7 protein-coding genes, 2 tRNA genes and 4 rRNA genes are annotated in these 14,051 nt (G+C 54.9%); 6 read left to right on the top strand and 7 right to left on the bottom strand.

Translation table 11 applies throughout. The features are described from left to right. Positions 1–18: 18 nt before the first annotated feature. Together purD and purH are read right to left on the bottom strand one after the other, a co-directional pair. Positions 19–1,317 (bottom strand): phosphoribosylamine--glycine ligase, encoded by a 1,299-nt coding sequence (gene purD, locus AFK66_RS17755; protein WP_023899600.1) that lies wholly within the window; start codon positions 1,315–1,317, stop codon positions 19–21. Positions 1,318–1,330: 13 nt separating this feature from the next. Next, on the bottom strand, positions 1,331–2,920 hold the full coding sequence (gene purH / locus AFK66_RS17750) for a bifunctional phosphoribosylaminoimidazolecarboxamide formyltransferase/IMP cyclohydrolase (protein WP_007780275.1): 1,590 nt from the start codon (positions 2,918–2,920) through the stop codon (positions 1,331–1,333). 578 nt (positions 2,921–3,498) lie between these two features. Here purH and AFK66_RS17745 point away from each other — a divergent pair. From AFK66_RS17745 to rrf (AFK66_RS17720), 6 genes are all read left to right on the top strand, one after another. Then, positions 3,499–5,040 (top strand): 16S ribosomal RNA (locus AFK66_RS17745). A gap of 79 nt (positions 5,041–5,119) precedes the next feature. Continuing rightward, a tRNA-Glu gene (locus tag AFK66_RS17740) sits at positions 5,120–5,195 on the top strand. A gap of 201 nt (positions 5,196–5,396) precedes the next feature. After that, positions 5,397–8,298: ribosomal RNA gene (locus AFK66_RS17735) — 23S ribosomal RNA — on the top strand. 92 nt (positions 8,299–8,390) lie between these two features. Beyond that, a 5S ribosomal RNA gene (gene rrf / locus AFK66_RS17730) occupies positions 8,391–8,506 on the top strand. 14 nt (positions 8,507–8,520) lie between these two features. Next, a tRNA-Thr gene (locus tag AFK66_RS17725) sits at positions 8,521–8,596 on the top strand. A gap of 37 nt (positions 8,597–8,633) precedes the next feature. Continuing rightward, positions 8,634–8,749: ribosomal RNA gene (rrf, locus tag AFK66_RS17720) — 5S ribosomal RNA — on the top strand. The 16S, 23S and 5S rRNA genes sit together here with 2 tRNA genes alongside, the layout of an rRNA operon. Before the next feature lie 316 nt (positions 8,750–9,065). Here rrf (AFK66_RS17720) and AFK66_RS17715 read toward each other — a convergent pair. The 5 genes from AFK66_RS17715 to AFK66_RS17695 form a co-directional block, all read right to left on the bottom strand. Next, positions 9,066–9,824 (bottom strand): amino acid ABC transporter ATP-binding protein, encoded by a 759-nt coding sequence (locus AFK66_RS17715; protein WP_007780278.1) that lies wholly within the window; start codon positions 9,822–9,824, stop codon positions 9,066–9,068. Between the two features lie 8 nt (positions 9,825–9,832). Further along, positions 9,833–10,930 (bottom strand): amino acid ABC transporter permease, encoded by a 1,098-nt coding sequence (locus tag AFK66_RS17710; protein ID WP_007780280.1) that lies wholly within the window; start codon positions 10,928–10,930, stop codon positions 9,833–9,835. Positions 10,931–10,933: 3 nt separating this feature from the next. After that, a complete protein-coding gene (locus tag AFK66_RS17705) occupies positions 10,934–12,115 on the bottom strand; it encodes an amino acid ABC transporter permease (protein ID WP_007780283.1) in 1,182 nt (393 codons plus the stop codon). A gap of 69 nt (positions 12,116–12,184) precedes the next feature. Next, positions 12,185–13,210: an amino acid ABC transporter substrate-binding protein gene (locus AFK66_RS17700; RefSeq protein WP_004385331.1), complete on the bottom strand. Its 1,026-nt coding sequence runs from the start codon at positions 13,208–13,210 to the stop codon at positions 12,185–12,187. Between the two features lie 480 nt (positions 13,211–13,690). Next, positions 13,691–13,912: a putative periplasmic lipoprotein gene (locus AFK66_RS17695; protein ID WP_007780287.1), complete on the bottom strand. Its 222-nt coding sequence runs from the start codon at positions 13,910–13,912 to the stop codon at positions 13,691–13,693. Between the last annotated feature and the right edge of the window lie 139 nt (positions 13,913–14,051).

The raw sequence follows: 14,051 nt of genomic DNA, 5'->3' as shown, positions 1-14,051 counted from the left end.
GCTCCGGCGTGGGGGCGCTTACTTCGCCTGCTCGCGCGCGATAGCGCGATAGCCGATATCTTTACGGCAGAAGCAGTCATCCCAGTGGATATCTTCCGCTAAGCGGTAAGCGCGTGCCTGCGCCTGGGCGACGCTATCGCCCAGCGCGGTCAGGCACAGTACGCGCCCGCCGCTGGTCACGACGCGGTCATCGTCACGCAGCGTGGTGCCTGCGTGGAAGACTTTGCCATCACCGTTCGCGATCTCGGCAATCGGCAGACCGTGGATAACATCACCGGTGCGGTAATCGCCCGGATAGCCGCCCGCGGCCATAACGACGCCCAGCGACGGACGCGGATCCCACTGCGATTTCACCGTATCGAGTTTGCCATCGCAAGCCGCCAGGCAAAGCTCCACCAGATCGGACTGCAAACGCATCATGATCGGCTGCGTTTCCGGGTCGCCAAAGCGGCAGTTAAATTCGATAACTTTCGGGTTGCCCTGCTTGTCGATCATCAGACCTGCATAGAGGAAGCCAGTGTAGGTGTTGCCTTCCGCCGCCATGCCGCGCACGGTCGGCCATATGATGCGTTCCATCGTGCGCTGGAAAACGTCATCCGTTACGACCGGAGCAGGTGAGTAAGCGCCCATACCGCCGGTGTTGAGACCGGTGTCGCCATCGCCCACGCGTTTATGATCCTGGCTGGTGGCCATTGGCTCCACATGTTCGCCATCCACCATCACAATAAAGCTGGCCTCTTCGCCATCCAGAAACTCTTCAACAACAATGCGGTGGCCCGCGTCGCCAAATGCATTGCCCGCCAGCATGTCCAGTACCGCCGCTTCGGCTTCGGCAAGCGTCATCGCCACGATAACGCCTTTACCCGCCGCCAGGCCGTCGGCCTTGATAACTATCGGCGCGCCTTTTTCACGAATATAGGCAAGTGCGGGTTCGGTCTCGGTAAAGTTCTGATATTCCGCCGTCGGAATGCGATGGCGCGCCAGGAAATCTTTCGTGAAGGCTTTCGAGCCTTCGAGCTGCGCCGCGCCTTTGGTCGGCCCGAAGATTTTCAGGCCCGCGGCGCGAAACGCGTCCACCACGCCGATAACCAGCGGCGCTTCCGGCCCGACAATCGTCAGATCAATATTTTCCGCCTGCGCGAAGCTTAGCAGCGCCGGAATATCGGTCGGACTTATCGCGACGTTCTGCAGCGCAGGCTCGAGCGCCGTACCGGCGTTGCCGGGGGCGACAAAAACGGTTTCAACGAGTGGCGACTGGACGGCTTTCCAGGCCAGCGCATGCTCGCGCCCGCCGTTGCCAATAACTAATACTTTCATCGTAGCTCCGTAATTAATGGCGGAAATGGCGCATGTCGGTGAAGATCATGGCGATGCCGTGTTCGTCGGCGGCGGCAATGACTTCCTCATCGCGAATCGAGCCGCCTGGCTGGATAACACAGGTAATGCCCACGGCCGCGGCGGCGTCGATGCCGTCGCGGAACGGGAAGAATGCGTCAGAGGCCATCGCCGAGCCTTTGACTTCCAGGCCTTCATCGCCAGCTTTGATACCCGCGATTTTAGCGGAATAGACGCGGCTCATCTGGCCTGCGCCAATACCGATGGTCATGTTGTCGCGCGCGTAAACAATGGCGTTGGATTTCACGAACTTCGCCACTTTCCAGCAGAAGAGCGCGTCGCGCAGCTCCTGTTCGGTCGGCTGGCGTTTTGTCACCACACGCAGATCGGCTTCGGTCACCATGCCCAGATCGCGGTCCTGAACCAGCAGGCCGCCGTTGACGCGTTTGAAATCAAGGCCCGGTACGCGAGACTGCCATTCGCCGCACACCAGTACGCGCACGTTTTGCTTCGCGGCGGTGATTTTCAGGGCGTCGTCGCTGGCGGACGGCGCGATGATGACTTCAACGAACTGGCGGGAAACGATCGCCTGTGCGGTTTCAGCATCCAGCTCGCGGTTAAAGGCGATAATGCCGCCAAAGGCGGAGGTCGGGTCGGTTTTGTAAGCGCGGTCATAGGCGTCGAGAATCGAGTTGCTGACAGCAACGCCGCACGGGTTGGCATGCTTCACAATGACGCAGGCCGGTTCACTGAATTCCTTTACGCACTCCAGCGCGGCGTCGGTATCGGCGATGTTGTTATAAGAGAGCGCTTTACCCTGAACCTGCTTTGCGGTCGCGACGGACGCTTCTTTTATTTCTTCTTCTATATAGAAGGCTGCCTGCTGATGGCTGTTCTCGCCGTAACGCATATCCTGCTTCTTAATAAAGTTCAGGTTAAGGGTGCGCGGGAAGCGGCCAGCAGGCGCGCTGGTTTCGCCATGATAGGCTGGCACCAGGCTGCCGAAGTAGTTGGCGATCATGCTGTCATACGCGGCGGTGTGCTCGAAAGCTTTGATCGCCAGATCGAAACGCGTATCAAACGTCAGCGAGCCGTTGTTCGCATCCAGCTCTTCAATAATGGTGGTGTAGTCGCTGCTCTTCACCACAATGGCGACATCTTTATGGTTCTTGGCGGCGGAGCGAACCATCGTCGGGCCGCCGATATCGATATTCTCAACCGCGTCTTCCAGCGTGCAGCCTTCGCGCGCGACCGTCTGTGCGAACGGGTAGAGGTTCACCACGACCATATCAATCGGGGAGATAGCATGCTGCGCCATAATCTCGTCATCCTGGCCGCGGCGACCCAGAATGCCGCCGTGGACTTTCGGGTGCAGGGTTTTGACGCGGCCGTCCATCATCTCCGGAAAGCCCGTGTAGTCGGAGACTTCCGTTACCGGCAGGCCAGCTTCCGCCAGCAGACGAGCCGTACCACCCGTGGAGAGGAGTTCAACCCCGCGCGTTGAGAGGGCGCGGGCGAAGTCGACGATACCGGCTTTGTCAGAAACGCTGAGCAGAGCGCGGCGTACAGGACGAGGTTGTTGCATGTATAAATCCCCTGGATTTGATCATTACAGAAGAGCGTTAGCTAAATTCCAGCCATTTTTGACTGAAATGTAGCTCACGCTCCTGAAAAAGCGTGTGTCGGTAACAGGGCCGCATTGTAGCGAAAACGTTTGCGTGGCGCTCGCAAAATTTCGGCGTGCAGGCTGTCTGTGGATAAGTCTGTGTGCAAATGCGTATAAACCGGGGTTTTGCTGGGGAATGCAGCAGTCAGTCATTTTTCTGCGATTTAGGTGTTGCGGGCCGGAGAGAACTCCCTATAATGCGCCTCCATCGACACGGCGCTGATGAGAAACATCACACAGCGACGGTAAGTCGGAAAGAGAAAAATCCTGAAATTAAGGGTTGACTCTGAAAGAGGAAAGCGTAATATACGCCACCTCGCGACAGCAGGCTTAAGGCCGCGTCGCACCGCTCTTTAACAATTTATCAGACAATCTGTGTGGGCACTCGGGGCACTGATATCTTAACGTCTACGGACGATAAACGAATATCAAGTCTCAAGTGAACAACAGTTAATTCATTACGAACTAACAGTTTAATTCTTTGAGCATCAGACTTTTAATTGAAGAGTTTGATCATGGCTCAGATTGAACGCTGGCGGCAGGCCTAACACATGCAAGTCGAACGGTAACAGGGAGCAGCTTGCTGCTTCGCTGACGAGTGGCGGACGGGTGAGTAATGTCTGGGAAACTGCCTGATGGAGGGGGATAACTACTGGAAACGGTAGCTAATACCGCATAACGTCTTCGGACCAAAGTGGGGGACCTTCGGGCCTCATGCCATCAGATGTGCCCAGATGGGATTAGCTAGTAGGTGGGGTAACGGCTCACCTAGGCGACGATCCCTAGCTGGTCTGAGAGGATGACCAGCCACACTGGAACTGAGACACGGTCCAGACTCCTACGGGAGGCAGCAGTGGGGAATATTGCACAATGGGCGCAAGCCTGATGCAGCCATGCCGCGTGTATGAAGAAGGCCTTCGGGTTGTAAAGTACTTTCAGCGGGGAGGAAGGCGTTGTGGTTAATAACCACAGCGATTGACGTTACCCGCAGAAGAAGCACCGGCTAACTCCGTGCCAGCAGCCGCGGTAATACGGAGGGTGCAAGCGTTAATCGGAATTACTGGGCGTAAAGCGCACGCAGGCGGTTGATTAAGTCAGATGTGAAATCCCCGGGCTCAACCTGGGAACTGCATTTGAAACTGGTCAGCTTGAGTCTCGTAGAGGGGGGTAGAATTCCAGGTGTAGCGGTGAAATGCGTAGAGATCTGGAGGAATACCGGTGGCGAAGGCGGCCCCCTGGACGAAGACTGACGCTCAGGTGCGAAAGCGTGGGGAGCAAACAGGATTAGATACCCTGGTAGTCCACGCCGTAAACGATGTCGACTTGGAGGTTGTGCCCTTGAGGCGTGGCTTCCGGAGCTAACGCGTTAAGTCGACCGCCTGGGGAGTACGGCCGCAAGGTTAAAACTCAAATGAATTGACGGGGGCCCGCACAAGCGGTGGAGCATGTGGTTTAATTCGATGCAACGCGAAGAACCTTACCTGGTCTTGACATCCAGAGAATCCTGCAGAGATGCGGGAGTGCCTTCGGGAACTCTGAGACAGGTGCTGCATGGCTGTCGTCAGCTCGTGTTGTGAAATGTTGGGTTAAGTCCCGCAACGAGCGCAACCCTTATCCTTTGTTGCCAGCGGTTCGGCCGGGAACTCAAAGGAGACTGCCGGTGATAAACCGGAGGAAGGTGGGGATGACGTCAAGTCATCATGGCCCTTACGACCAGGGCTACACACGTGCTACAATGGCGCATACAAAGAGAAGCGACCTCGCGAGAGCAAGCGGACCTCATAAAGTGCGTCGTAGTCCGGATTGGAGTCTGCAACTCGACTCCATGAAGTCGGAATCGCTAGTAATCGTGGATCAGAATGCCACGGTGAATACGTTCCCGGGCCTTGTACACACCGCCCGTCACACCATGGGAGTGGGTTGCAAAAGAAGTAGGTAGCTTAACCTTCGGGAGGGCGCTTACCACTTTGTGATTCATGACTGGGGTGAAGTCGTAACAAGGTAACCGTAGGGGAACCTGCGGTTGGATCACCTCCTTACCTGAAAGATACAACCTCGTAGTGCTCACACAGATTGTCTGATAGAAAGTAAAGAAGCAGGGTTGTCTGCGAAAGCGAAGTCCCTTTCGTCTAGAGGCCCAGGACACCGCCCTTTCACGGCGGTAACAGGGGTTCGAATCCCCTAAGGGACGCCACCTGCTGGTAATGAGTGAAAGGCGTTACCGATTGATATCTCAAAACTGACTGTAAAGTCACGTTTGAGATATTTGCTCTTTAACAATCCGGAACAAGCTGAAAATTGAAACAGACATGCTGCTGTATTCCTCCGTAATAAGGAATGCGCGGTGTGTCAGAGTCTCTCAAACTCGCAGCACGAAGACTTCTTCGGGTTGTGAGGTTAAGCGAACAAGCGTACACGGTGGATGCCCTGGCAGTCAGAGGCGATGAAGGACGTGCTAATCTGCGAAAAGCGCCGGTAAGGTGATATGAACCGTTATAACCGGCGATGTCCGAATGGGGAAACCCGGTGCACTTCGGTGCATCATCGTTAGCTGAATACATAGGCTAACGAAGCGAACCGGGGGAACTGAAACATCTAAGTACCCCGAGGAAAAGAAATCAACCGAGATTCCCCCAGTAGCGGCGAGCGAACGGGGAACAGCCCAGAGCCTGAATCAGCTTGTGTGTCAGTGGAACGGTCTGGAAAGGCCGGCGATACAGGGTGACAGCCCCGTACACGAAGGCACACAGGCTGTGAGCTCGATGAGTAGGGCGGGACACGTGATATCCTGTCTGAAGATGGGGGGACCATCCTCCAAGGCTAAATACTCCTGACTGACCGATAGTGAACCAGTACCGTGAGGGAAAGGCGAAAAGAACCCCGGCGAGGGGAGTGAAACAGAACCTGAAACCGTGTACGTACAAGCAGTGGGAGCCTTCGTAAGAGGGTGACTGCGTACCTTTTGTATAATGGGTCAGCGACTTATATTCTGTAGCAAGGTTAACCGTATAGGGGAGCCGAAGGGAAACCGAGTCTTAACCGGGCGTTAAGTTGCAGGGTATAGACCCGAAACCCGGTGATCTAGCCATGGGCAGGTTGAAGGTTGGGTAACACTAACTGGAGGACCGAACCGACTAATGTTGAAAAATTAGCGGATGACCTGTGGCTGGGGGTGAAAGGCCAATCAAACCGGGAGATAGCTGGTTCTCCCCGAAAGCTATTTAGGTAGCGCCTCGTGAACTCATCTCCGGGGGTAGAGCACTGTTTCGGCTAGGGGGCCATCCCGGCTTACCAACCCGATGCAAACTGCGAATACCGGAGAATGTTATCACGGGAGACACACGGCGGGTGCTAACGTCCGTCGTGAAGAGGGAAACAACCCAGACCGCCAGCTAAGGTCCCAAAGTCATGGTTAAGTGGGAAACGATGTGGGAAGGCCCAGACAGCCAGGATGTTGGCTTAGAAGCAGCCATCATTTAAAGAAAGCGTAATAGCTCACTGGTCGAGTCGGCCTGCGCGGAAGATGTAACGGGGCTAAACCATGCACCGAAGCTGCGGCAGCGACACTATGTGTTGTTGGGTAGGGGAGCGTTCTGTAAGCCTGCGAAGGTGTGCTGTAAGGCATGCTGGAGGTATCAGAAGTGCGAATGCTGACATAAGTAACGATAAAGCGGGTGAAAAGCCCGCTCGCCGGAAGACCAAGGGTTCCTGTCCAACGTTAATCGGGGCAGGGTGAGTCGACCCCTAAGGCGAGGCCGAAAGGCGTAGTCGATGGGAAACAGGTTAATATTCCTGTACTTGGTGTTACTGCGAAGGGGGGACGGAGAAGGCTATGTCAGCCGGGCGACGGTCGTCCCGGTTTAAGCGTGTAGGCTGACTTTCCAGGCAAATCCGGAAGGTTAAGGCTGAGGCGTGATGACGAGGCACCACGGTGCTGAAGTGACAAATGCCCTGCTTCCAGGAAAAGCCTCTAAGCATCAGGTAACATCAAATCGTACCCCAAACCGACACAGGTGGTCAGGTAGAGAATACCAAGGCGCTTGAGAGAACTCGGGTGAAGGAACTAGGCAAAATGGTGCCGTAACTTCGGGAGAAGGCACGCTGACATGTAGGTGAAGCCCCTGCGGGTGGAGCTGAAGTCAGTCGAAGATACCAGCTGGCTGCAACTGTTTATTAAAAACACAGCACTGTGCAAACACGAAAGTGGACGTATACGGTGTGACGCCTGCCCGGTGCCGGAAGGTTAATTGATGGGGTTATCGCAAGAGAAGCTCCTGATCGAAGCCCCGGTAAACGGCGGCCGTAACTATAACGGTCCTAAGGTAGCGAAATTCCTTGTCGGGTAAGTTCCGACCTGCACGAATGGCGTAATGATGGCCAGGCTGTCTCCACCCGAGACTCAGTGAAATTGAACTCGCTGTGAAGATGCAGTGTACCCGCGGCAAGACGGAAAGACCCCGTGAACCTTTACTACAGCTTGACACTGAACATTGAGCCTTGATGTGTAGGATAGGTGGGAGGCTTTGAAGCGTGGACGCCAGTCTGCGTGGAGCCAACCTTGAAATACCACCCTTTAATGTTTGATGTTCTAACCTGGCGCCGTGATCCGGCGTGGGGACAGTGTCTGGTGGGTAGTTTGACTGGGGCGGTCTCCTCCCAAAGTGTAACGGAGGAGCACGAAGGTCAGCTAATCCTGGTCGGACATCAGGAGGTTAGTGCAATGGCATAAGCTGGCTTGACTGCGAGAGTGACGGCTCGAGCAGGTGCGAAAGCAGGTCATAGTGATCCGGTGGTTCTGTATGGAAGGGCCATCGCTCAACGGATAAAAGGTACTCCGGGGATAACAGGCTGATACCGCCCAAGAGTTCATATCGACGGCGGTGTTTGGCACCTCGATGTCGGCTCATCACATCCTGGGGCTGAAGTAGGTCCCAAGGGTATGGCTGTTCGCCATTTAAAGTGGTACGCGAGCTGGGTTTAGAACGTCGTGAGACAGTTCGGTCCCTATCTGCCGTGGGCGCTGGAGAATTGAGGGGGGCTGCTCCCAGTACGAGAGGACCGGAGTGGACGCATCACTGGTGTTCGGGTTGTCATGCCAATGGCACTGCCCGGTAGCTAAATGCGGAAGAGATAAGTGCTGAAAGCATCTAAGCACGAAACTTGCCCCGAGATGAGTTCTCCCTGAGACTGTAAGTCTCCTGAAGGAACGTTGAAGACGACGACGTTGATAGGCCGGGTGTGTAAGCGCAGCGATGCGTTGAGCTAACCGGTACTAATGAACCGTGAGGCTTAACCTTACAACGCCAAAGAAGTCTGGCGTGTTGAGAGAGATATTCAGCTTGTGACGGATAAACGTTCATGGCGGAAGCGGTGAACGAGACAGAATTTGCCTGGCGGCTGTAGCGCGGTGGTCCCACCTGACCCCATGCCGAACTCAGAAGTGAAACGCCGTAGCGCCGATGGTAGTGTGGGGCCTCCCCATGCGAGAGTAGGGAACTGCCAGGCATCAAATTAAGTGTGCTGATATGGCTCAGTTGGTAGAGCGCACCCTTGGTAAGGGTGAGGTCCCCAGTTCGACTCTGGGTATCAGCACCAGTTTTTCGGGTAATGTTCGGCATTTAAAAAGAATTTGTCTGGCGGCTGTAGCGCGGTGGTCCCACCTGACCCCATGCCGAACTCAGAAGTGAAACGCCGTAGCGCCGATGGTAGTGTGGGGCCTCCCCATGCGAGAGTAGGGAACTGCCAGACATCAAATAAAACAAAAGGCCCAGTCGAAAGACTGGGCCTTTTGTTTTGTCTGTTATGGGTGCGCAGCAACGAACCGGAGAGTGGGCCGGGCGACCGTCCTCCAATACCAGCGGCAGTTAAAGCCTTTAGCCGTACAGCTAATACCAGCCAGTCTCCTTTAATTCTTCCTGCCCCTGCATTTCTGGATCTGAATAAGGCTCTATTTGTTTCATGTCTGCATAGTCATGCCGATAAACAGCGTGTCTCTGCCTCATTTTCGAGAATAAAGAGTAAAAGAAAAGATGCGCCCCACCAGAACGGCGGGGCGAAAGGACTATCAGTGAATAACCTGAGAGAGAAATGCGCGGGTACGTTCTGACTGCGGATTCGAGAAAAACGCCTGTGGCGGCGCTTCTTCTACTATTTCGCCGCGATCCATAAAGATCACCCGGTCAGCCACCGTACGCGCAAACCCCATTTCATGCGTCACGCATAGCATCGTCATACCTGACTTAGCAAGACCAATCATCGTGTCGAGCACCTCTTTGACCATCTCCGGATCGAGCGCTGAGGTTGGTTCATCAAACAGCATAATTTTCGGTTTCATACAGAGTGAGCGGGCAATCGCCACGCGTTGCTGCTGTCCGCCGGAGATTTGCCCCGGGAATTTATGCGCATGTTCGGCGATACGCACCCTTTCCAGATAATGCATCGCCAGCGCTTCCGCTTCTTTTTTAGGGAGTTTACGCACCCAAATCGGTGCCAGCGTACAGTTCTGCAATACGGTCAGGTGTGGGAACAGATTAAAATGCTGAAACACCATCCCCACTTCGGTGCGTACCTTTTCGATGTTGCGCAGATCGTCGTTCAGCTCAATGCCGTCCACGACAATGCGCCCCTGCTGATGTTCTTCCAGATGATTGATACAGCGGATCGTGGTTGATTTGCCGGAGCCGGATGGCCCGCATAGTACGATGCGCTCCCCCTGTTTCACCTTCAGATTAATATCTTTAAGCACATGAAACTGACCGTACCACTTATTCACGTTCTCAAGCGTAATCATCGCGTCGGCAGGCTGCAGTGTAATTTGACTCATGGTTATCCTCAGTGCGGCGTACGCCCGGTGTGAAAGCGCTTTTCCAGATGCTGACTGTAGCGCGACATGCTAAAGCAGAAGATCCAGTAGATCAGCGCGGCGAAAACATAGCCCTCCGTCGACATCCCGAGCCAGGCGGGATCGACAGTGGCTTGTTGTACACTGCTGAACAGATCGAAAAGCCCGATAATAATGACCAGGCTCGTATCTTTAAAAAGGGCGATAATGGTATTGACCAGGCCCGGTATCACAAGCTTCAGCGCCTGCGGCAGGATCACCAGCCCCTGCGTTTTCCAGTAGCCCAGCGCCAGCGATTCCGCTGCTTCGTACTGGCCTTTGGGCAGCGCCTGCAAGCCGCCGCGCACCACTTCCGCCACATAGGCGGACTGGAACAGAATTACCCCGACCAGCGCGCGGATAAGCTTGTCGATGCTGGTTCCTTCCGCCATAAACAGCGGCAGCATCACGGATGACATAAATAGCACCGTAATAAGCGGTACGCCGCGCCAGAACTCAATAAAAATCACTGAGAGCACCCGCACCACTGGCATTCGGGAGCGACGCCCCAGCGCCAGCAGGATCCCCAGCGGCAGCGCGCCGGCTATTCCCACCGAGGCGATAATCAGCGTCAGCGTAAGTCCGCCCCACTGGCGGGTTTCGACGCGCTCCAGCCCCAGAAAACCGCCATACAGCAGCCACCACACCACAACGGGATATGCAATGGCCCAGCACGCGATATAGCGACCGCGCTGCGGCAGGGATTTCCAGAACATCGGCACAATCGAGACCAGACCGATAATCAGCGCCAGATTAATTCGCCAGCGTTCGTCATGTGGATAAAGTCCATACATAAACTGGCCAAAGCGAGCGTGAATAAATACCCAGCAGGCGCCTTCTTTGGTGCAGTCGGCGCGGGTGCTGCCTACCCAGTTAGCCTGCAAAAACGCCCAGTTCAGCAGCGGCGGGATAAGCTCCCATATCATCCAGAGACAAAACAGCGTCAGCAGGCTATTACTCCAGCTGGAGAACAGGTTTTTGCGCATCCAGACCAGCGCGCCGCGGTTAACCGGACGCGCAGGTGCAGGCGATATCGCATTTGTCGTCATGGTTTAGCGCTCCACCAGGGCTATACGCCGGTTATAAAGGTTCATCAGGAGTGAAATCGACAGACTGATAATGAGGTAGACCGACATCGTGATAGCGATCGTTTCAATCGCCTGTCCGGTCTGGTTCAGCACCGTACCGGCAAACAGCGACACCATATCGGGGTAACCGATAGCGGCTGCCAGCGACGAGTTTTTCACAATATTCAGATACTGGCTGGTTAACGGCGGAATAATGACGCGCATCGCCTGCGGAATAATGACCTGGCGCAGCGTGACCGGGTTCGGCAGGCCTAACGAGCGGGCCGCTTCATGCTGGCCGTGCGGTACGGACAAAATCCCGGCGCGGATAATTTCAGCGATAAAGGCAGAGGTATAAACCGAAAGCGCCAGCGTCAGCGCCGCCAGCTCCGGGATGAGCGCCAGCCCGCCATTGAAGTTAAACCCGCGCAGCACAGGCACATCCCAGTGTAACGCCGGGCCGAATATCAGATGCGCCAGCAACGGCAGCACGACGATCAGCAGTAAAAGCGAAGGCCAGGTACGCCGCAGCTGACCGGTTTTCATCTGATGCTTCTTATTAAAGCGATACAACCCGGCGGACAACGCGACCGCGATGACCAGCGCTGCCACAAAAGCCAGCGCGCCTTCTCCCGCCTCGGGCGAGGGCAGGTAAAGCCCGCGATTGCTTAAAAACGCCAGATCGAACGCGCTGACTGCCTGCCGGGGGCCTGGCAGGTTGCGCAGCACCGCGAAGTACCAGAAGAAGATCTGTAACAGCGGCGGAATATTGCGGAAGGTCTCGATATAAATCGTCGAGAGTTTACGCAGCAGCCAGTTATCAGAGAGCCGCGCAAGGCCGATAAAAAAGCCGAGAAACGAGGCGAAAACGATACAGAGTGCGGAAACCAGCAGCGTATTCATCAGACCGACCAGGAAAACACGGCCATACGTATCGCCTTCCTGGTAATCAATCAGATGCTGGACGATGCCAAACCCGGCGCTGCGATCGAGAAACGCGAATCCTGAGGTAATGCCCCGATTATTCAGGTTAGTAATGGTGTTATGAATCAAATACGCGGCGATGCCAAGCACGACAGCAATCGCCACAATCTGGTACAGCCATGCGCGAACCGCAGGGCTGGAAAGGGACAGGGGGCCTTTCACGCCAGGGCGTCGATGGAACATAGGTAAACCTCAGGCAACCTTAACTCTGGGCTGGGCGCCGCGACAGCGACGCCCGTAACGGCATACTGCTTAACGTACCGGCGGCGCGTACTGAATGCCGCCTTTATTCCAGAGATTGTTCTGGCCACGCTTAATCTTCAGTGGGCTTTCCTGGCCGACGTTACGCTCGAAGATCTCGCCATAGTTACCGACCTGCTTGATGATGTTATACGCCCATTTATTATCAAGCTTCAGATCCTTGCCGTAGTCGCCTTCTTTGCCTAACAGGTGCGCCATATCCGGCGTGGAAGGGTTAGCCGCTTTAGCATCGACGTTTTTAGAGTCGATGCCCATCTCTTCGGCGTTCAGCATGGCGAACAGCGTCCAGCGTACAATGGAGAACCATTCATCATCGCCACGGCGAACCACCGGGCCGAGCGGCTCTTTGGAGATAACTTCCGGCAGAACAATCCATTCGGCCGGGTTGCTGAGCTTAATGCGCAGCGCGTAAAGCTGAGACTGGTCAGACGCCAGCGTATCGCAGCGCCCGGATTCCAGCGCCTTGGCCGATTCATCGGAGCGATCGAAAGTCACCGGCGTATATTTCATATTGTTGGCTTTAAAATAATCCGCCACGTTCAGCTCGGTGTCGGTGCCAGCCTGAATACAGACGGTCGCGCCATCCAGCTCTTTTGCGCTTTTAAGGCCCGCTTTGTTGTGGGTCAGAAAGCCGATGCCGTCGTAATAGGTAACGCCGGTAAACGACATGCCCATGCCCGCATCGCGGGATGACGTCCAGGTCGTGTTACGGGAGAGGACATCCACTTCGCCGGATTGCAACGCGGTGAAACGCTCTTTCGCAGTCAGCGGGGTATATTTCACTTTTGAGGCGTCGCCAAAGACAGCAGCAGCCACGCCGCGGCAGACGTCAACGTCGATACCGGTAAACTTGCCGCCGGCATCCGCATAGGAAAAGCCCGGCAAACCGTCACTAATGCCGCACTGTACAAAACCTTTCTTTTTCACACTGTCCAGCGTGGCGCCGGCATGGGCCTGGTTAGCAACGGCGAACAGCGCGCCTGCGGCGGCCAGAGTGGCGATCATCATCTTCTTCATAATGCATCCTGTGTGGCGAGAATTATCGTTATAGATATAAGGCGACCGGGAGGCGCCAGTTTGCTGTCTGTGGCATAAGCCATAGGGGGTAAAGCAAAGGGAATGCCAGGTTTACATCAGGCATAAAAAGCCGCGCGCTGATGTATTAAGCGAAGTGTAGACAGAAAAGAAAAAAATAAGCGCACTGAAAAAGTGCAAAAAGACAATGCACGCCACATTTTGGAGCAAAATAAAGCGCGTTTTATTCAGACGGCATAAAGATGATTTCCTGCGTTAATATTGCAGCCACAATCAGTGGGGAAACCTGTGAGATAACTCACGCGAGGAATTAAAATAACGAGGCGTTGAGGATAAAAAAGACGTCCGTTTTATGACGTCTTTTTTATTATGCGCCAAAGCAATGCCAAAATTTTACCTTATGACAAAACTCTGCACCGTTTTAAAGCAATAAGACCAGCGGAGATCGCCCCGTCAGCTTTTTTATTTACTCAGCGCGATGATGCCCATCGTCATCCCGGCGAGCGCGGCGGCACCACCTGCGATAGCGCCTGCGGTTTCCCAGTTATCCTGCGTAGTGCCTTTCATGCAGGTATTGGTATGCACCAGCCGTCCCTGATCGTCATAAACCGGCACGCAAGGGGAATCATGGGCGCAGCCAGCCAGTAACGTACACAGCAGTGCGGCGGGAATTAGTTTTTTCATCATTCACCTCTACAGAATAAACCGCCGTCCCGAAACGATTCGAATTAATCAATCATTTATCAGCGGCGGCCAATAAAAGAAGGTTATCACGCGTTTTGCTGTTCGTTGAGCAGACAATAATTGCAATTCATGTGAAATG

Origin of the sequence: Cronobacter malonaticus LMG 23826 (assembly GCF_001277215.2) — a bacterium.
Lineage (GTDB): Bacteria > Pseudomonadota > Gammaproteobacteria > Enterobacterales > Enterobacteriaceae > Cronobacter > Cronobacter malonaticus.
Note: the sequence above shows the minus strand (reverse complement) of the source record. Positions and strands in the feature narration are given on the sequence as shown.